Source organism: Neobacillus dielmonensis (genome assembly GCF_000612665.1).
In the GTDB taxonomy this organism is placed as follows: Bacteria; Bacillota; Bacilli; order Bacillales; family Cytobacillaceae; genus Neobacillus; species Neobacillus dielmonensis.
Genome location: NZ_HG942085.1, coordinates 105,326 through 123,764, shown reverse-complemented (window position 1 = coordinate 123,764; position 18,439 = coordinate 105,326). Strand labels below are relative to the sequence as shown.

Here is an 18,439-nt window from a genome sequence, read left to right as displayed (position 1 = left end):
ACTTTTATAAAGGAAAAATGATATCCTTAGGCAGGAAGAACATTTGTATATAGAGAATAAGTAATAGGGAGTTTTCGTAAAGGTGGTGTTGGGGATGAAGAATTCGTTTACACGCTTTTTTGGTCTTGGTGATAAAGAACAACAAACGGTCGAATTTGAAGAAGAATTAAATCTCGAAAAGAACGAGGAAATCCAGAAGATTCCCATTGATCGAATCGTTCCTAACCGGTTCCAGCCTAGAACTGTTTTTGATGAAGACAAAATTGAAGAATTATCCAGAACGATTCACATACACGGAATTATCCAACCTATTGTCATCAGGCAATTTGATACGAATCAATATGAAATTATTGCCGGGGAACGCCGCTGGCGGGCTATGAAAAAGCTTGGGTGGACGGAAGCACCAGCTATTATTAAAAATTTTACCGATACTCAGACAGCATCCGTCGCGCTAATCGAGAACCTGCAGCGGGAAGAATTATCTCCAATTGAGGAAGCAATTGCCTATGGCAAGCTGCTGGAATTGCATAACTTAACCCAAGAAGCATTAGCCCAGCGGCTCGGAAAGGGTCAGTCTACTGTTGCCAATAAACTGCGCTTGCTTAAATTGCCGCAGCCAGTTCAAGATGCGTTATTGAATAAAGTCATAACTGAGCGGCATGCCCGTGCGTTGATACCGCTGAAGGACCCGGAAAAGCAGGTTGCTTTGCTCGGAGAAGTAATCGAGAAAAACTTGAACGTGAAACAGACTGAAGAACGGGTAGTTAAGTTCTTGGAACAAAAAACCGACAAGCCAAAGCCAAAGCGGAAAGCTTTCAGCAAGGATATGAGAATCGCCGTTAATACGATTCGCCAGTCGTTAAACATGGTCAGCGACAGCGGAATAAATTTAGATTCAGAAGAACAAGAATTCGACGAATTTTACCAATTTACAATTCGAATTCCTAAGAAAAAGTAAACAGTTCATTTCAGAGGATGGCTTTTTTTGCTGTCCTCTTCTTTATTGCCTTCACCGCTCTCACTATTCCTCGGGAAATGCTAATGAATGACAAATAATTGCTTGACTGGATGAATATTTTTTCGAAAAAAAATTCCAAGCTTATCATTTCATGATAAAATAAAGGAATGGTGTTTAAATATTATTCTGTTGGACAAAAAGTGACAAAATTCTCGTCATTTTTAAAAATTACTAGGATTCAAGATTAAAATTTTTGGAGAATTAAAAGGGTAGGTGACATCGTGGGTAAGATCCTTTCTATCGCGAATCAAAAAGGCGGAGTCGGTAAAACGACTACGGCTGTCAACCTAGGCGCCTGCTTAGCTTTTATAGGCAAAAAAGTCTTAATAGTCGACGTAGACCCACAAGGAAATGCTACGAGCGGTGTTGGCATTGAAAAGGCAGAAGTTGACCAATGTATATATGATGTATTAGTAGATGATGTGGAAGCGAAGGATGTAATTCGGCCAACAGCGATTGAAAATTTATCTGCTATACCGGCTACTATACAGTTAGCAGGGGCAGAAATCGAACTTGTTCCAACTATTTCCAGAGAAGTTCGTTTAAAGCGGGCACTGGAGGAAGTAAAAGATCAGTTTGATTATATTATTATTGATTGTCCACCGTCATTAGGACTATTAACGCTGAATGCCCTTACTGCTTCCGACTCGGTTATAATTCCAGTTCAGTGTGAATACTACGCTTTGGAGGGCCTTAGCCAGTTATTGAACACGGTAAGACTCGTTCAAAAGCACCTTAACCAGGATTTAAAAATTGAAGGCGTATTGTTAACGATGTTGGATGCCCGAACTAATTTAGGTATCCAAGTCATTGAAGAAGTGAAAAAGTACTTTCAGGATAAAGTCTATAAAACCATCATTCCAAGAAATGTGCGTCTAAGTGAGGCTCCAAGCCATGGGGAACCAATTATTACATATGATTCCAGGTCCCGCGGTGCTGAAGTATATTTAGACTTAGCAAAGGAAGTGGTCGCAAATGGCTAAAGGTTTAGGAAAAGGCTTGAATGCTTTCTTTAGCATGGAACCTGGTAAAGAGGAAACAGTCCAGGAGATTAAAGTACAGGATCTCCGTCCTAATCCCTATCAGCCTCGAAAAACCTTTCACCAAGAGGCAATTGACGAACTAAAAGCTTCGATTCTCGAGCATGGAATTTTACAGCCGCTTGTGGTTAGAAAAAGTATTAAAGGCTATGAAATTGTGGTTGGGGAACGCCGTTATCGCGCTGCTAAGGAGGCCAAGCTGGGAACTGTTCCTGCAGTGGTCCGGGAACTTTCCGAGCAACAGATGATGGAACTGGCTGTGCTGGAAAATCTGCAGCGGGAAGACCTAAATCCGATTGAAGAAGGACAAGCTTATCAAACTTTAATGGAGAATTTGAAACTGACCCAGGAAGAAGTAGCAAAACGATTAGGCAAAAGCCGGCCCCATGTTGCTAATCATATTCGGCTCCTCTCTCTTCCGCCAAAAATTCAAGTGCTCATTGCCGAAGGGAAAATTACCATGGGCCATGGCCGTGCCCTATTAGGTCTAAGGCAGAAAGGCAAGCTGCCAAGTCTAGTGGAAAAAGTCATTAAGGAATCACTAAATGTACGACAGCTTGAAAAATTGATTCAGGAATTAAATGAAAGTGTTCCACGTGAAACAAAAAAGCCGGAAAAGAAAAAGGATGTTTTTCTACTAGAGCGAGAGCATTCCTTAAGGGAGCGGTTTGGAACAACTGTTAATATTAAACAAAATAAAAGTAAAAATAAAGGTAAGATTGAAATTGAATTCTTCTCCCAGGAAGACTTGGAGCGGATATTAGAAATGCTGGGACAAGAGGAATCAGAGTAGGCCATCTTAAGGGTGGTTTATTTTTTTATGAGAAAAGCGGAAGCGCTAGGGCGCTAGAGCTAGACAATTCTAAGAGGGGTTAAAACAGCATGTTTTTATTAGGTACACTGGTAAATGGATTGTTGATTATCATCGGGACTATGCTTGGCAAGCTGTTAAATCGGATTCCGGAAAGCATGAAAACAACTGTCATGTATGGAATTGGCTTGTCTGTTATGGTTTTAGGATTGCAAATGGGGCTGAAATCAGAGAACTTCCTGATTGTGATTATTAGCTTAGTAGCAGGGGCTGTTATTGGGGAATGGATTCATTTAGAGGAAAAATTAAATCAATTGGGACAATGGTTAGAACGAAAAGTTGGTTCAAGTGACAAAGGCAGTATTTCAGAAGGGTTCGTCACGGCCACACTCATATTTGTCATTGGCGCTATGGCAATTATTGGTGCTCTTGACAGTGGGATTCGCGGCGACCATGATGTCCTTTATACTAAATCTGTTATTGACGGGTTTACGGCGTTAATTCTAACTACCACATTAGGAATTGGAGTCATCTTCTCCGCTATTCCAGTTATGCTTTATGAAGGCTTAATTGCCTTATTCGCCACTCAAATAGACAGGTTAGTGCCTAAGGTACTAATGGATCAATTCATTGTGGAGATGACTTCTGCTGGTGGCATCATGATTTTTGCCATCGGGTTAAATATGATCGGTTTGACAAAGATTAAGGTAGCAAATCTGTTGCCGGGCATCCTAGTAGTTGGTATTTGTGTAACAATTGTATATCTTTACCAAACAGTAATCTGAACGAAAAAAGGAGCATTCACCTATGATGCTCCCATTTTATTATCTAAACCTGAATTAGTTTGTTCTCTCTTCTTCAGCCCATTTCAATTCTGCCCAGCTTTGCCGTTGATGCATTAAACTGGCTTCGTAAATGCCATTTGCAATGGTTTTGGCCATGCGCATGACCAGATTTAATCTGGTGTTTTGCAACACAAAAAACTCCATGAATCCACTAACATTAACGATGCCGGTAATGTGCAATTCGCCGACGGCAGGAAGCTCCTTATTTACTCCTGCACCAGGCTTAACGGGGCCGGCTCCTAACTGGATCATTCCGACATTTTTGATGCGTCCTAGGCAGGCATCGATGCCAATAATATAAGGGTCAATATGCTTGGTTTGAATCTCGGTTAATTTTTCAGCTAGATTTACCGCATGAATTGGGTCATCTAAAGTTCCATATACGGAAAATTGCTTAAGCCCTTTTTCTTCTAATAATGTTCCAACAAGTGGTCCTAATGAATCGCCTGTGGAGCGGTCCGTGCCAATGCAAATGAAAACAATGGGACGGCTTGTCACAGTTGGCAGGTGCTCTAGTAATTCAACAGCAAGGTTTTCAGCAGCGTGGAAATCATCATGCATGAATTGCACCTTGCCACTCCGATCAAATAACTTGGATTTGAGATTCATTAAGTCCACTCCCTAACATTATAAATCCGATAATATGCTTTAACAGTATACGGAAAATAATAGAATTCTATACATTACCTTGGAAGAAAAAGTAAATACACAATGCTATTCTCTACCGAGAAAAATTGCTAAAATAGTAAAAGAAAAAGCGAAGTGCTTGGGCACCTGAGCTGAACAATTCTTAAAATTGGTCATTTTTTAAAATGAAGGAAGGTGCTTACATGAGTTTTACAGAAAAAAGCATGCAGAAAGTTCTTAATAAGTTTCAAAACGAAGATACTTGGCTCCATTTGGGCGAAGGTCTGCTAAAAATTTTAATTATTCTCCTTGTTGCAAATGTCTTGATTCGAATTATTAAGGTGGCCATACGCAACGTTTTTAGGATTAGAAATTTATCGCCGCTCAGCACAAATGTCCGGCGGGAAGAAACATTGGCAAGATTGCTTGATAATGTGGTTGTTTATGTAGTTTATTTCATCGCAATTATGATGATTCTGTCTGTCATGAATATTGATGTAAAGGCATTGCTTGCTGGTGCTGGAATCGTTGGCTTGGCAGTTGGCTTTGGTGCACAAAGTTTAGTGAAAGATATTATTTCAGGATTCTTTATTATATTTGAAGATCAGTTTTCTGTAGGAGACCACATCCGAATTAACCAGTTTGAAGGGGACGTTGAAGCAATTGGCCTCCGTACAACAAAAATAAAAAACTGGACAGGTGAGGTTCATATTTTGCCAAATGGCAGTATTACAGAGGTTACCAACTTTTCACTTCATAATAGTTTAGCAATTGTCGATGTTGGAATTGCCTATGAGGAGGATATTGAAAAGGCTGAAAGGATTTTAAGTGAATTACTGGATACTTTGCCGGATAAATACGAAGAACTGGTAAAGCAGCCTGACCTTTTGGGAATTCAAAACTTGAGCCCATCAGAAGTGGTATTTCGGATTGTGGCTGAGACCCGGCCAATGATGCATGGCGCCGTTGCTAGAAAGATTAGAAGAGATGTAAAACTTTATTTAGATGAGCAAGGAATTGAAATTCCTTATCCAAGAATGGTTATGCTGTCAAGAGAGGAACAATTAAAAGAATCTGGTATATAAAGGGGGATGTTAGCGAATGGAGGAAAAACAGTTTGGAATCAATGATGTAGTCGAGATGAAGAAACAGCATCCATGCGGCACTAACCGTTGGAAAATCATTAGGCTAGGAATGGATATCCGGATTAAATGTGAAGGCTGCGGTCATAGTGTTTTAATCCCTAGAAAAGAGTTTGCCCGGAAAATGAAGAAAATATTGGTGAAGCATGAGGAGTAGTTCATGCTTCATTTTTTTTTAGGATGATAGTATTCTTATTAAATAATAATAGTAATTATTTGGGGGTGAGGAGTTGGCCATAGTCCGTAAGGCGGCATGTCCATTAAATTGCTGGGACAGCTGTGGTTTTCATGTAACGATAGAAAATGACCGGGTAACCAAAGTAGAGGGCGACCCAGATCATCCGATTACACAAGGGAAAATTTGCGCCCGCGGCCGGATGCTCGAAGCGAGAACCAACTCGCCTGAGCGGCTGACTTTTCCTTTAAAAAAAATAAATGGCCGGTTTGAACCCATTTCTTGGGAACAGGCTCTTGATGAGATTGCAGCTGAAATGGTACAAATAAAGGAAATGTACGGCTCGACTGCTATTCTGCATAGTCATGATTATGCGAATAACGGAATCCTAAAGAACCTGGATCAGCGGTTTTTTAATTGTTTTGGCGGGGTAACAGAAATTTATGGTTCGCTGTGCTGGGGTTCTGGGATTGAAGCACAAAAATGGGATTTTGGTAATGCTTTAAGTCATGAACCGGAAGATGTGCTAAATAGTAAAACAATCATAATCTGGGGGCGAAACGTCGCCAGGACCAATATGCATTTTTACGAAAAACTTCTCGAGGCAAAGAAACATGGCGCCCGTCTTTATGTCATTGATCCGCTGTTCAATGCGACAGCTAAACTAGCAAATCGCCATATTACAATAAGGCCGGGAATGGACGGAATTCTTGCTGCAGGTATTATCAAAGAACTGTTGCGATTAGGGCTGGAAGACAAGGAATTCATTGACAAGTTTACTCATGGGTTTAAGGATCTGGTTTCTTTGATAAACTGCGTGTCGCTTGACGAAATTGTGGACATGACAGAGGTACCACGGGAAGTAATAACGGAGCTGGCAAATGTCTATGCTGACAGGCCGGTGTCCACCTTTATGGGCCTTGGCATGCAAAGATATGAAAATGGCGGAAACACCATTCGGTTAATTGACGCACTATGCGCCGTTAGCGGAAATATTGGAATAGCTGGCGGCGGAGCGAATTATGCCAATCTTCAAGTTGGCCAAAGCTTTGCGTTTGATGAGCTGACATTGACAAACCGCAAGCAAAGCCACCGGCAGTTTTCGATTATGAAGCAGGCAGAAGGAATTTTGGAAGCAAAAAGTCCCGAAATTAAAATGATTATCGTGACCTGTGGAAACCCGATGAACCAATTACCTGATACCAATGTGGCAGAAAAGGCATTTTCCTCGGTTGATACTTTGGTGGTCATTGATCAATTTATGACAGATACCGCTAGACTGGCAGACTATGTTCTGCCGACAGCCACAGCCTTCGAGGAAGAAGATATTTATTATTCCTCCATGTACCATCACTATGTGAATTATGGCCCCAAGCTGGTTCCATCACCGGGTGAAGTGAAGTCTGATTTATGGATTTGGTCCCAGCTGGCGGACAGGCTTGGCTTTGGTGCTGATTTTCAGTTTACTAGACAAGAATGGTTAAAGATGACACTAAAACCTTTAGAGGAAAAAGGGTATACACTAGAAAATTTAAAAGAGCGACATTTCATGGAATTACCAGTAAAGAAAATTCCATGGGAAGATAAAAAATTTATAACTAAATCGGGAAAGTTTGAATTCACCTCCTATCTCGGCGAGCTCAAAACCGGGAATGGAAAGTTAACATTAGCTGTCCCAAAAGAATCAAAATGGCGGAATTCTGCTTTGGCAAAGAAATATCCATACAGTTTGCTGACCATTCATCCCATGCGTTCTAACCACTCGCAAAACTATCATTTGTTAGGCAATCGTGTAAAATTGAAAGTGGAAATTGCTGTAAATATTGCAAATGACCGCAACTTAAAAACCGGCGACGTTGTGAGGGTATGGAATGACAGGGGTGAAGTTCAAGGGGTTATCTCTGTTCTCCCTCAAGCCCATCCTAATACCATTAATATCGATGAAGGAATTTGGAGAAAATTTGGGGGCTCGGTAAACCAGCTAACCTCCAGCACTGAATCCGATAATGGGCTTGGCAGCACATTATACGATTGTTTGGTTAATCTAGAAAAAATAGAATAAAAGAAACGGGGCCTCCTCCATGGATCGCCCCGTTTTTTTTACTTGTATTTTGGAATCTCTAATACAAGTTTATATGAATCTAATAAACTATAAAGATTATATATTTGTGACACTTGTTTAGCCGCCCAGCCGATATCGGATGCATATTGGTGGGATGCATAACCTTTTTGTGCAGTTGAAGCTGGATTCCATCTCATTTTATAAAGGGTATCCTGCCCTGCATTTATATAGCCGTTGGCAATAAATTGTGCTCCGCCAATAATAGCCTCTTCGGGTGTGAACCATCCAGCATTATAGGCAAATTGGGCACCGCTGGCTACGGCACTGTTATCGTAAGCACCAATTCCATACATATTGTAAACCACCTTGCCATTGTATAAGACTCCTTTAGCAAGCTCCGATGTCCCATTAGAAGTCTCCAATAAGGCATGGGAAATCAAATACATTTCATTAACTCCATAGGTCATTCCAGCTGTGATAAAAGTGGCGGCAGTGCCTTGTAAAATTCCTTTGCCAGCTAAGACTCGTTCATTTACTTCCTTTGCATCTAAATTAGCAGTTACCGACAATTTAAGGAATTGCAATGAATCAACGGCACTGTTTGTGAAGTTATTGGGATTTACATAATAGGTAACATCATCCGGACTGGCATTAACCCAGGTTTTATTGTATGCCACCTGATACCACTTAATCCCATTGGCATCAGTGGCTTCGCCCAGTATTTGAAGTGTGTCCTGGTTTTTAACTTGACCGACTGTCCAATACTCTGTGCCTGCTCCTCCCCGCAAGTTCCAGCCTGTCCCATTCACAATACCTGTTGCAGGTGTAATTGGCGTTAAAGCATCAGCCCTGATAAAGGTGTTATAGGACTTATCTGTTTGCGGGTCAACTGCCATTTGCAGCTTCACCATATCGTTTAGACTGATATTATAACTTTCCATGACTTTTTCAACGCTGCTGTTAGTTGTATTAGGATTAAATGGTGGAAGATCCGATAAGTATAGGGCACTGACGTAGCCAGTTTTTCCGTTTGCCGTAATCTTGACCCAATTGTTTTCTTCAGACTCAACGTTGACAATGGTTCCACGTGCTAGCTTTGTCACTAAGGCAGCGCTAGTGGAAGGGTTAGAGCGCATATTTAAGCTGGAACCATAAATGACATTGACATATTTAGTTATCTGAGCTGGATTTTGCTGCTCTTGGTCTTGGTCTGGTGAAGAAATGGGCCCTGTTGCAGGGGAATCTCCCGTTCCTGGACTTGGCTGAGGCTCAGCAGGTGATCCGGTTTCTGTGCTTGGATTTGGACTTTGTTCTCCATTTGGAGCAGGCTGTGTACTAGGCTCCGTTGTGTTGTTAGCCGGTTTTCCAAGACTCTTATCTGCTGAAAGGAATTCAGTGCTTACATAGCCCGTTTGTCCATATGCCTCAATTTTTGCCCAGCCATTCGCTTCAGAGAGCACTTTGACCTCCAGTCCTCTGGCTAGTTTCACTAATATGGATGCATTTGCTGCCGTACTTTTGCGCATATTTAATGATGAGCCAACATTGACATTAACGTACTTAGTAATGGCTGCTGGCGGTACCGGTTGTTGGACAGCTGAACCTGGCTTGACGGCTGCGAGAAAACTAGAGCTAACAAAACCTTCTTTCCCGTTCAGTTGTACTTTTGCCCAGCCATTCGTTTCGGAGATTACCTGGACTTCGGATTGAGCGTCAAGTTTTCCAATGACTGCTGAACTGGTTGAAGGAGTCAAACGGACATTCAGACTTGACCCTGAGTTGACATTAACATACTTTGTTGTCAACTGCGGTGCCGGTTTAGGGGAAGCTGATGTGCTGTTAGAATTCGGTGGTGTATCCGATAAAAAGTCAGTACTCACATAACCGGTCTTTCCATATGCTTCTACTTTCGCCCAGCCATTTACTTCAGAGTACACTTTTACAGCAGTCCCTTTTGCCAGCTTGACAATGATCGATGCATTTGGTGAGCTGCCATTGCGCATATTTAAAGAACCGCTGCTAACATTAACATACTTATCCTTTACGACAGTTGGAGCTGGGGGTGGTGCCGGTGTAGAGCCTGGACTTTGCGCTGATAAAAATTCAGTGCTTACATATCCTTGTTTCCCGTTTACTTGAACCTTTGCCCAGCCATTCGCTTCAGAGTAGACAGTAACGGCAGCTCCTTTCACAAGTTTGGCAAGGATAGAACCGCTTGCTGCCGGCTGATCCCGAAGATTTAGCGAGCCACTTTCTATGTTGACGTATTTTACTGTAGTAACAGGTGCAGATGTATTGCTCTTTGCAGTGATAAAAGCGGTGTTGACATAGCCGTCAATGCCATTGACCTGAACATGGGCCCAGCCATTTGCCTCCGAATGGACGGTTAAAGCTGTTCCATTCGTAAGCGAGGCGAGAATGGGCGAACTTGTTGAAGCGGTTTTCCGTAAATTTAATGAGCCGCTGGCTAGCTTTACATACTTCACCGTATTAGAAACCTGGCTGTTTACTCCAGCAGTTGGATTTGCTTCAGCAAATACAGCCTCTTCATAAGCAATTGTAGATAGTACAGCAAAACAAAATGTTGGAATTATCGCTTTTTTAATAACCCCTTTTGATCCATGGGGATGGGTTGTTCTTCTGCTCTGTTGCAGTTCATTTGTCCTTCTCATTACTCTCCTCCAATAAGTGATTCTTTCTACAAATATGTATGGTTTTTCCTTAAATAATGACAAAAGTAGTAGTTTTTATAATAAATTTTACCATATTTACTAGAAAAGTTGGGAAACATTGTAGAAAATTGCTAAAATAATAGGTTGTTTTGTATGATTATAAGATTTTAAATATACACCTGGTGTTTATCTGAGGTGTTAAATATAATGGGTCATTCTTGTCATTTCCTTTGTAAATGCCTATAATTGTGAAAGGCTTGTTTATTTATATATCGGCAACTTACCAGTTAAAATAGATACTTTTTTATAAGGAGTGAACGACAATGGCATTAACAGCAGGTATTGTAGGTTTGCCAAACGTGGGCAAATCAACATTATTTAATGCAATTACGCAAGCAGGAGCGGAATCAGCGAATTACCCTTTCTGTACAATTGATCCCAATGTAGGGATTGTAGAGGTACCAGATGCACGTTTGCAAAAATTAACCGAGTTGGTCCAACCGAAAAAAACCGTCCCAACTGCATTTGAATTTACCGATATTGCCGGTATTGTGAAGGGTGCAAGTAAAGGCGAAGGGTTAGGAAACAAATTTCTATCCCATATCCGTGAAGTAGATGCAATCTGTCAGGTAGTTCGCTGCTTTGCAGATGAAAATATTACCCATGTATCTGGAAAGGTAGATCCGATTTCTGATATTGAAACCATCAATTTAGAGTTAATTCTGGCTGATATGGAAACGGTAGAAAAGCGGATTGGCCGTGTCGAGAAGATGGCAAAGCAAAAGGATAAGGAATCAATGGCGGAGTTTGAAGTGCTGTCTATACTCCGTGATGCATTTGAAGCAGAAAAACCCGCGCGTTCTGTTGAATTCACCGAAGACCAATTAAAAATTGCTAAACATTTACATCTTTTAACGATTAAACCAGTTCTTTATGTAGCGAATGTCAGCGAAGATGATGTAGCAAATCCATCTGAAAATGAGTATGTGAAGCAAGTCCGTGAATATGCGGCTAATGAAAATGCCGAGGTAATCGTGATCTGTGCCAAAATTGAAGAGGAAATTGCCGAGCTTGAAGGGGAAGAAAAGGAAATGTTCCTTCAAGAGTTAGGAATTGAGGAATCAGGACTTGACCAATTAATCCGTGCTGCCTATCATCTGCTGGGTCTTGCTACTTACTTTACTGCTGGTGTGCAGGAAGTCCGAGCTTGGACCTTCAAAAAAGGGATGAAAGCTCCGCAATGTGCCGGTATTATCCACTCTGATTTTGAACGGGGATTTATTCGAGCAGAGACCGTATCGTATGATGACTTAGTTGCTGCCGGAAGTCATCAGGCTGCAAAAGAAGCAGGTAAAGTCCGCTTAGAAGGAAAAGATTATGTAGTTCAAGACGGAGACGTCATGCATTTCCGATTTAATGTTTAATTTTTTAATATCTGTGTTTGAAAATCAACAATCAAGGTTATCAGAAACTAATAAAATAAGGCGATAAAACGAAAAACAGGAAGGTAACATTGCTTTTCCTGTTTCTTTGTGCTATACTTTCAACTTGTGAGTAATGAATAATTGCTCCTTGCCCACACATGTGGGCCGCCTAGACCAAAAGGAGGTGACTGTGATGAATAAGTACGAAATCATGTACATCATCCGTCCAAATATTGAAGATGAAGCTAAAAAAGCTCTTGTAGAGCGCTTTAACAACATTCTTCTTGAAAATGGCGCGGAAGCTGCTGAAAGCAAAGATTGGGGCAAACGCCGTCTTGCATATGAAATCAATGATTTCCGTGACGGATACTACCAAATCGTGAAGACTACTTCTTCTGCTGCAGCAGTACAAGAGTTTGGCCGTCTTGCCAAAATCAGCGAAGATATCATTCGTCATATCGTAATTAAAGAAGAAGCTTAAGTTTAAAGATATATTAAATTTTGAATGTGTTTCACGTGAAACATATTCTGGAAAAAGGAGTTGATTCTGATGATAAATCGCGTCGTGCTTGTTGGCCGTTTAACCAAAGATCCAGAACTGAAATACACACCAAATGGTGTGGCTGTTGCTACGTTTACTCTTGCTGTAAACCGCCAATTTCCTAATCAGAACGGTGAAAGGGAAGCCGACTTTCTCAACTGTGTCGTTTGGCGAAAAGCAGCTGAGAATGTGGCTAACTTCCTGAAAAAAGGCAGTTTGGCTGGTGTTGATGGACGAATTCAAGTTCGTACTTACGAGCAAGAGGGACGTCGTCAATATTTCACTGAAATCGTAGCAGATAGTGTTCAATTCCTTGAACCAAGGAATGCTTCAGGCGGCGGCAACAGGAACAATGATGTTTACGGAGCTCCACCAATGGAGCCTCAAGGGAATCCGTTTGGTGGCGGTAATCAGAATCAACGTCCTTCTAACAATCCAGGCTATACAAAGGTTAATGATGATCCATTCGGCGGAGCCGGTCAAATTGACATTTCCGATGATGATCTTCCATTCTAATGTAAGCCTGAAAGGTTCGGATATAAACTATAAAGGAGGGAAATTCCATGGCAGGTGGACGTAAAGGCGGTCGCGCGAAACGCCGCAAAGTTTGCTATTTCACTGCAAATGGCATCACTCGTATCGATTATAAAGATGTTGATTTACTAAAAAAATTCATCTCTGAACGCGGTAAAATTTTACCACGTCGTGTAACAGGTACAAGCGCTAAATATCAGCGTAAATTAACTGTTGCTATCAAACGTGCACGTCAAATGGCTTTATTGCCATTCGTTGCGGGCGAGTAATAGATAAAGAAGGCAGTTTGGGCTTCCGCCCAGCTGCTTTTTTTTGTAATATGGGGGAATTTGTTTAGGACATGAGAATTGTCCACATTTTTGTTAGTTGAATACATACAGTTATCTAGATAAAATAAAGAGATAGGTATTGAGAGTGATAAGAGGTGGAAAAGTGAAGAATGCCCGTTTACTGACTGAAGGAGCGATGCTCTTAGCAGTCTTTGCTGTACTATTATTAATAACGATTTATGTACCTCTGATTGGAATGATTGTAAATTTATTTTTAGCCGTTCCGTTCATCATCTTTGCTGCAAAGAATGATTGGAAAATAACAATCGTATTTGTGATTGCTTCACTATTTATTTCTATGATTGTAGGATCACTTACCTCATTGCCATTGGCTTTAGCGTATGGAACAACTGGTGCAGTTATCGGCTATTTAATCCAAAAGAAAAAAGACAGGGTAATGATTCTTCTGGTTGCATCCCTCGTATTTCTTGTGAATATTATAGGTGTCTATGCCGTCAGTGTTGCCTTTTTTAAAGTGGACATTATTAAGCAAATGATGGACATGATGGAAGAATCATTAACGACATCGGCTGACTTATTAAAGAACCTTGGTCAGGGAGCCGAAGCGGATAAAACAGTAGCGCAATATAAAAAAGCATTATCCATGATCAGTACATTAATTCCCACTTTATTTGTTATTTCATCAGTGGTTATATCCTATATTACACAATTAGTGTCTTTTCCGATTGTCAAACGATTTGGTATTGAAGTTCAAAAGTGGAAGCCCTTTAAAGATCTTAGTTTGCCAAAGAGTATATTATGGTATCTGCTCATAACATTGACAGCAAGTCTCCTGCTGCACCCAGAGCAAGGCACTTATCTTCATGCAACCCTACTCAATTTAACTTATATTTTGCAATTCTTAATGATGTTTCAAGGGTATACGTTTCTGTTTTACTTTTTCGATTTAAAAGGAATATCGAAATCAGTTTCGGTAGTTTTGGTAATTGCCTCCTTCATTATTCCGATTTTTCTTTATATTATAGGGATATTAGGTATAATTGATTTAGGATTTGATATGAGGAAGAAGCTAGGGAAAAATAGTCTATAGGAGGTCTATTTTGACGTACATATACTGATTAAATGGTGAGTTGAAATAGGATATAGAAACTTTTTCGAACGTTTAACGACTACTGGATTTAGGAGCTGAAAAACTTTGCCTGCATTTTTAGAAAAACGATCCATTCGTTACCCATTCTACGGGTTAATAGGCGTTACAGTAGTACTACTGATCGTCCTGTCTTTATACAATTGGATCTTAAGTCTCGCTGGTCTACTATTAATGTTTTTTCCGCTCTATTTTATGTTTGTTACTGAACAGCGGCAGCGAAAAGAGGTGGAGGAGTATATCTCCACACTTTCCTATCGGGTTAAAAAGGTGGGCGAGGAAGCACTGCTGGAAATGCCCATTGGGATTATGCTCATAAATGATGACTATGCTATAGAATGGACGAACCCATTTTTATCTTCCTATTTTGATGAAGATACGCTGGTTGGCAAGTCCCTCTATGATCTTGCAGATAATTTAGCCCAGCTGCTCAAACAGGAAGCAGAAACTCATATTATTACATTAAATAACAGGAAATTCCGTGTAGTCCATAAGCGTGAAGAGAAGCTCCTTTACTTCTTTGATGTAACGGAGCAGGCGGAAATCGAGCGGAAATACCAAGAAGACCGCACTGTGATTGCCATCATTTTTCTGGATAATTATGATGATTTAACTCAGGGTATGGATGACCAAATGCGTGGCAGCATCAATAATTTAGTAACATCTATATTGAATAAATGGGCGAATGAAAATGGGATGTTTTTAAAAAGAATTAATTCAGAGCGATTTATTGCGGTCTTTAATGAGCAAATTCTTGGCCAACTTGAAAAAAACAAATTTACCATCTTGGATGATGTAAGGGAACAAACTTCCCAGCAAAATGTTTCCTTTACCTTAAGTATCGGAGTCGGTTCAGGAGCATCTTCACTCCCTGAATTGGGATTACTTGCTCAATCAAGCTTGGATTTAGCTTTAGGAAGAGGCGGTGACCAGGTCGCTGTTAAACATCCAAGCGGCAAGGTGAAATTCTATGGTGGAAAAACAAACCCTGTAGAGAAACGCACGAGAGTCCGGGCTAGGGTCATTTCTCATGCGTTAAGAGATTTAATTATAGCGAGTGATAAAGTAATTATCATGGGCCATAAAAACCCGGATATGGATTCAGTTGGCTCCAGTATTGGTGTCTACAAAGTAGCCCAGATGAATCAAAAAGATGCCTACATTGTTATTAATGCGAATGAGATGGATACAGGTGTTTCAAGGCTAATGGAAGAGATTCGCAGCCAAGATAAACTGTATTCAAGATTCATTAATGCGGAAAGTGCGTTGGAAATAGCCAGTGATAAAACATTGCTTGTCATAGTGGATACCCATAAAACGTCTCTGGTGATGGATGAACGGCTGCTAAAGAAAATTGATAATGTCGTGGTTATTGACCATCACCGCCGTGGCGAAGACTTTATCGCTAATCCTTTGCTAGTCTATATGGAGCCTTATGCCTCCTCTACTTCTGAATTGGTGACCGAATTTCTTGAATATCAGCCAAAACGGGGTAAAATTGAAGTAATCGAGGCAACTGCTCTATTAGCTGGTATTATCGTGGATACCAAAAGTTTTACATTACGGACAGGGTCGAGGACATTTGATGCTGCCTCCTATTTGAAGGCACATGGTGCAGACACAATCCTCGTTCAAAAGTTCCTAAAACAAGACGTGAACACGTTTATCAAACGTTCCAAGCTGATTGAGTCTGTTAAATTCTATCGTGATGGAATCGCCATTGCCAGGGGCAATGAAACAGAACACTATAACCAAGTCATTATTGCACAGGCTGCAGATACGTTACTAGCAATGGATAAAATCACTGCCTCATTTGTAATCTCCAAACGCAATGATGAACTGATTGGGATTAGTGCCCGGTCCTTAGGCAACGTCAATGTGCAAATCATTATGGAAAGTCTTAAGGGAGGCGGCCATTTGACTAATGCAGCTACACAGCTGACTGGTATGACGATTGATGAAGCAGAAGCAAGGTTAAAACGGGCGATTGATGATTATTTTGAAGGGAGTAAACAAGAATGAAAGTCATATTTTTAAAAGATGTTAAAGGAAAAGGGAAAAAAGGCGAAGTAAAGAATGTTGCAGATGGCTATGCACATAACTTCTTAATAAAGCAAGGATTAGCAGTTGAGGCAACCAATGCAAATGTTAGCAGTTTAGAGGGGCAAAAGAAAAAGCAAGAAAAAGCTGCTGCTGAGGAATTGGAAGATGCAAAAAAACTAAAGGAAGTATTGGATGCCATCACCATTGAGTTAACAGCTAAAGCTGGAGAAGGCGGCAGGTTGTTTGGTTCGATTACAACGAAACAAGTCGCAGAAGAGCTGCAAAAGAAACATGGCATAAAAATCGATAAACGAAAAATGGAGCTAGACGACGCCATTCGCACGCTTGGGCATACAAAGGTTCCTGTTAAATTGCATCATGAGGTAACTGCTACGTTAACAGTTTCTGTCAAGGAAGTAAAATAACACTTTAAATCGTACTTTGGAAATACAAAAAAATTGCCAGTTCAAATTTTAACTAATCATGATAAAATGAAATAGAAGCAGTATAGAAATGTGATCGGTATAAACTGGTCACTTTTTTCTTTGATTCCATTTTGGACAAGCGCCTCTTTTAGGCTATATCATAAAAATAAATTTACTAAAAAGCAGTTTTCATTGCAAAATGACTTTTTCCCTTTAATAGGAGGTTTTGATACATGGATGATTTATTTGCAGACCGCATGCCTCCACAAAATATTGAGGCAGAACAGGCTGTACTCGGAGCAATATTTCTAGAACCATCTTCTATGATAGTTGCTTCAGAAATTTTAATACCTGAAGACTTTTATCGGGCATCACATCAAAGAATTTTCCATGTGATGCTGAAGTTAAATGATGAGGGAAAGGCGATTGACCTTGTTACCGTTACTGAGGAACTTGCCGCGGCTAAATTGCTGGAGGATGTTGGCGGTGTCAGTTATTTAAGTGAACTGGCAGGATCTGTACCGACCGCTGCCAATCTGCAGTATTATGCTAGAATTGTCGAAGAAAAGTCCCTGTTGCGCAGGCTGATTCGGACAGCTACCACTATTGCAACAGATGGATATACCAGAGAAGATGAAGTTGAAACTCTGTTAAGTGATGCTGAAAAAAGTATTTTAGAAGTCGCCCAGCGAAAAAACGCCGGTGCATTTAAAAATATCAAGGATGTTTTGGTTAATACCTACGATAATATTGAGTTAATGAACAACCGTGTTGGAGATATTACCGGTATTCCTACAGGGTTTGCGGAGCTTGACAAGATTACAGCAGGCTTCCAGCGCAATGACTTGATTATCGTTGGTGCCCGTCCATCAATGGGGAAAACCGCCTTCGCACTAAACATTGCCCAAAATGTAGCGATTAAAGCCCAAGAAACAGTGGCTATCTTCAGTCTTGAGATGGGCGCGGAACAGCTGGTTATGCGTATGCTTTGTGCAGAGGGGAATATTGACGCCCAGCGCCTGCGTACAGGGTCTCTGACTGATGAGGACTGGGGCAAGCTGACCATGGCTATGGGTAGCCTCGCAAGTTCTGGTATTTACATTGATGATACCCCTGGTGTACGGGTAAATGAGATTCGGGCTAAATGCCGCCGTCTGAAGCAGGAGCATGGCCTAGGAATGATTATGATTGATTATTTGCAGCTTATCTTAGGAAGTGGCCGGTCTGGAGAAAACCGCCAGCAAGAGGTTTCCGAAATTTCCCGTTCATTAAAGCAGATTGCCCGTGAGCTTCAAGTTCCGGTTATTGCCTTATCTCAGCTTTCTCGTGGTGTCGAGCAGCGTCAGGATAAACGTCCGATGATGTCCGATATTCGTGAATCAGGTAGTATTGAGCAGGATGCCGATATCGTTGCCTTCCTTTATCGTGATGATTATTATGATAAAGAATCAGACAACAAAAATATTATTGAAATTATTATTGCCAAGCAGCGTAATGGTCCGACCGGTACTGTACAATTGGCATTTGTCAAAGAATATAATAAATTCGTTAACCTGGAGACTCGTTATGATGCTCCAGGGGCTTAAGGGAGTCAGTGTATCTGGCTCCTTTTTTGTGTTTCATAGCTTACTATTTTTACGAAC

17 protein-coding genes are annotated in these 18,439 nt (G+C 40.8%); 15 read left to right on the top strand and 2 right to left on the bottom strand.

Going from position 1 to position 18,439, the window contains the following annotated elements; all coding sequences use genetic code 11:
• Window positions 1-94 precede the first annotated feature (94 nt).
• The 4 genes from noc (at window position 95) to BN2425_RS22105 (ending at window position 3,654) form a co-directional block, all read left to right on the top strand.
• Complete coding sequence (gene noc / locus BN2425_RS22120) at window positions 95-958, top strand: nucleoid occlusion protein (RefSeq protein WP_042464257.1); 864 nt, start codon at window positions 95-97, stop codon at window positions 956-958.
• Between the two features lie 281 nt (window positions 959-1,239).
• On the top strand, window positions 1,240-2,001 hold the full coding sequence (locus BN2425_RS22115; RefSeq protein WP_042464255.1) for a ParA family protein: 762 nt from the start codon (window positions 1,240-1,242) through the stop codon (window positions 1,999-2,001).
• Entirely contained in the window at window positions 1,994-2,851 is an 858-nt protein-coding gene (locus BN2425_RS22110; RefSeq protein ID WP_042464253.1) for a ParB/RepB/Spo0J family partition protein, read from the top strand. Before BN2425_RS22115 ends, BN2425_RS22110 begins: the two co-directional genes overlap by 8 nt.
• 89 nt (window positions 2,852-2,940) lie before the next feature.
• Window positions 2,941-3,654 (top strand): DUF554 domain-containing protein, encoded by a 714-nt coding sequence (locus BN2425_RS22105; RefSeq protein WP_042464251.1) that lies wholly within the window; start codon window positions 2,941-2,943, stop codon window positions 3,652-3,654.
• Window positions 3,655-3,708: 54 nt separating this feature from the next.
• Here BN2425_RS22105 and yyaC read toward each other — a convergent pair whose 3' ends face one another.
• Window positions 3,709-4,323 carry a spore protease YyaC gene (gene yyaC / locus BN2425_RS22100; RefSeq protein WP_042464249.1) on the bottom strand — a complete coding sequence of 205 codons (615 nt, stop codon included), beginning with the start codon at window positions 4,321-4,323 and terminating at the stop codon, window positions 3,709-3,711.
• Between the two features lie 221 nt (window positions 4,324-4,544).
• On the opposite strand from yyaC, the gene BN2425_RS22095 reads away from it, so the two are divergent.
• The 3 genes from BN2425_RS22095 (at window position 4,545) to BN2425_RS22085 (ending at window position 7,720) form a co-directional block, all read left to right on the top strand.
• Window positions 4,545-5,426 carry a mechanosensitive ion channel family protein gene (locus BN2425_RS22095; RefSeq protein ID WP_042464247.1) on the top strand — a complete coding sequence of 294 codons (882 nt, stop codon included), beginning with the start codon at window positions 4,545-4,547 and terminating at the stop codon, window positions 5,424-5,426.
• Window positions 5,427-5,442: 16 nt separating this feature from the next.
• The gene (locus BN2425_RS22090) at window positions 5,443-5,640 is read left to right on the top strand and encodes a DUF951 domain-containing protein (RefSeq protein ID WP_042464245.1); all 198 of its coding nucleotides are present in this window, start codon (window positions 5,443-5,445) and stop codon (window positions 5,638-5,640) included.
• 73 nt (window positions 5,641-5,713) lie between these two features.
• Window positions 5,714-7,720 carry a molybdopterin-dependent oxidoreductase gene (locus BN2425_RS22085; RefSeq protein WP_042464243.1) on the top strand — a complete coding sequence of 669 codons (2,007 nt, stop codon included), beginning with the start codon at window positions 5,714-5,716 and terminating at the stop codon, window positions 7,718-7,720.
• 38 nt (window positions 7,721-7,758) lie between these two features.
• On the opposite strand, the gene BN2425_RS22395 is transcribed toward BN2425_RS22085, so the two are convergent.
• Window positions 7,759-10,392, bottom strand: a complete 2,634-nt coding sequence (locus BN2425_RS22395) for an SH3 domain-containing protein (RefSeq protein WP_081798168.1) — start codon at window positions 10,390-10,392, stop codon at window positions 7,759-7,761.
• Window positions 10,393-10,715: 323 nt separating this feature from the next.
• On the opposite strand from BN2425_RS22395, the gene ychF reads away from it, so the two are divergent.
• The 8 genes from ychF (at window position 10,716) to dnaB (ending at window position 18,382) form a co-directional block, all read left to right on the top strand.
• Window positions 10,716-11,816 (top strand): redox-regulated ATPase YchF, encoded by a 1,101-nt coding sequence (gene ychF / locus BN2425_RS22050; RefSeq protein WP_042464241.1) that lies wholly within the window; start codon window positions 10,716-10,718, stop codon window positions 11,814-11,816.
• 193 nt (window positions 11,817-12,009) lie between these two features.
• Window positions 12,010-12,297, top strand: a complete 288-nt coding sequence (gene rpsF, locus BN2425_RS22045) for a 30S ribosomal protein S6 (RefSeq protein ID WP_042464239.1) — start codon at window positions 12,010-12,012, stop codon at window positions 12,295-12,297.
• 69 nt (window positions 12,298-12,366) lie between these two features.
• Window positions 12,367-12,873 carry a single-stranded DNA-binding protein gene (ssb, locus tag BN2425_RS22040; RefSeq protein ID WP_042464237.1) on the top strand — a complete coding sequence of 169 codons (507 nt, stop codon included), beginning with the start codon at window positions 12,367-12,369 and terminating at the stop codon, window positions 12,871-12,873.
• A gap of 47 nt (window positions 12,874-12,920) precedes the next feature.
• Window positions 12,921-13,160 carry a 30S ribosomal protein S18 gene (gene rpsR / locus BN2425_RS22035; protein WP_007088219.1) on the top strand — a complete coding sequence of 80 codons (240 nt, stop codon included), beginning with the start codon at window positions 12,921-12,923 and terminating at the stop codon, window positions 13,158-13,160.
• Window positions 13,161-13,323: 163 nt separating this feature from the next.
• Complete coding sequence (locus tag BN2425_RS22030) at window positions 13,324-14,271, top strand: YybS family protein (RefSeq protein WP_235714716.1); 948 nt, start codon at window positions 13,324-13,326, stop codon at window positions 14,269-14,271.
• Window positions 14,272-14,376: 105 nt separating this feature from the next.
• Complete coding sequence (locus BN2425_RS22025; RefSeq protein WP_042464234.1) at window positions 14,377-16,350, top strand: DHH family phosphoesterase; 1,974 nt, start codon at window positions 14,377-14,379, stop codon at window positions 16,348-16,350.
• Window positions 16,347-16,796 (top strand): 50S ribosomal protein L9, encoded by a 450-nt coding sequence (gene rplI, locus BN2425_RS22020; RefSeq protein WP_042464232.1) that lies wholly within the window; start codon window positions 16,347-16,349, stop codon window positions 16,794-16,796. The genes BN2425_RS22025 and rplI overlap by 4 nt, the downstream gene beginning before the upstream one ends.
• A gap of 233 nt (window positions 16,797-17,029) precedes the next feature.
• Window positions 17,030-18,382, top strand: coding sequence for a replicative DNA helicase (gene dnaB / locus BN2425_RS22015; RefSeq protein ID WP_042464230.1), 1,353 nt, complete (start codon window positions 17,030-17,032; stop codon window positions 18,380-18,382).
• Window positions 18,383-18,439 lie beyond the last annotated feature (57 nt).

Bases quoted from the DNA above. Each gene is read 5' to 3' on its own strand.
- yyaC (WP_042464249.1), bottom strand. From the start codon at position 4,323: ATGAATCTCAAATCCAAGTTATTTGATCGGAGTGGCAAGGTGCAATTC.
- noc (WP_042464257.1), top strand. From the start codon at position 95: ATGAAGAATTCGTTTACACGCTTTTTTGGTCTTGGTGATAAAGAACAA.
- ssb (WP_042464237.1), top strand. From the start codon at position 12,367: ATGATAAATCGCGTCGTGCTTGTTGGCCGTTTAACCAAAGATCCAGAA.
- BN2425_RS22110 (WP_042464253.1), top strand. From the start codon at position 1,994: ATGGCTAAAGGTTTAGGAAAAGGCTTGAATGCTTTCTTTAGCATGGAA.
- ychF (WP_042464241.1), top strand. From the start codon at position 10,716: ATGGCATTAACAGCAGGTATTGTAGGTTTGCCAAACGTGGGCAAATCA.
- BN2425_RS22395 (WP_081798168.1), bottom strand. From the start codon at position 10,392: ATGAGAAGGACAAATGAACTGCAACAGAGCAGAAGAACAACCCATCCC.
- BN2425_RS22095 (WP_042464247.1), top strand. From the start codon at position 4,545: ATGAGTTTTACAGAAAAAAGCATGCAGAAAGTTCTTAATAAGTTTCAA.
- rpsR (WP_007088219.1), top strand. From the start codon at position 12,921: ATGGCAGGTGGACGTAAAGGCGGTCGCGCGAAACGCCGCAAAGTTTGC.
- dnaB (WP_042464230.1), top strand. From the start codon at position 17,030: ATGGATGATTTATTTGCAGACCGCATGCCTCCACAAAATATTGAGGCA.
- BN2425_RS22090 (WP_042464245.1), top strand. From the start codon at position 5,443: ATGGAGGAAAAACAGTTTGGAATCAATGATGTAGTCGAGATGAAGAAA.
- rplI (WP_042464232.1), top strand. From the start codon at position 16,347: ATGAAAGTCATATTTTTAAAAGATGTTAAAGGAAAAGGGAAAAAAGGC.
- BN2425_RS22105 (WP_042464251.1), top strand. From the start codon at position 2,941: ATGTTTTTATTAGGTACACTGGTAAATGGATTGTTGATTATCATCGGG.
- rpsF (WP_042464239.1), top strand. From the start codon at position 12,010: ATGAATAAGTACGAAATCATGTACATCATCCGTCCAAATATTGAAGAT.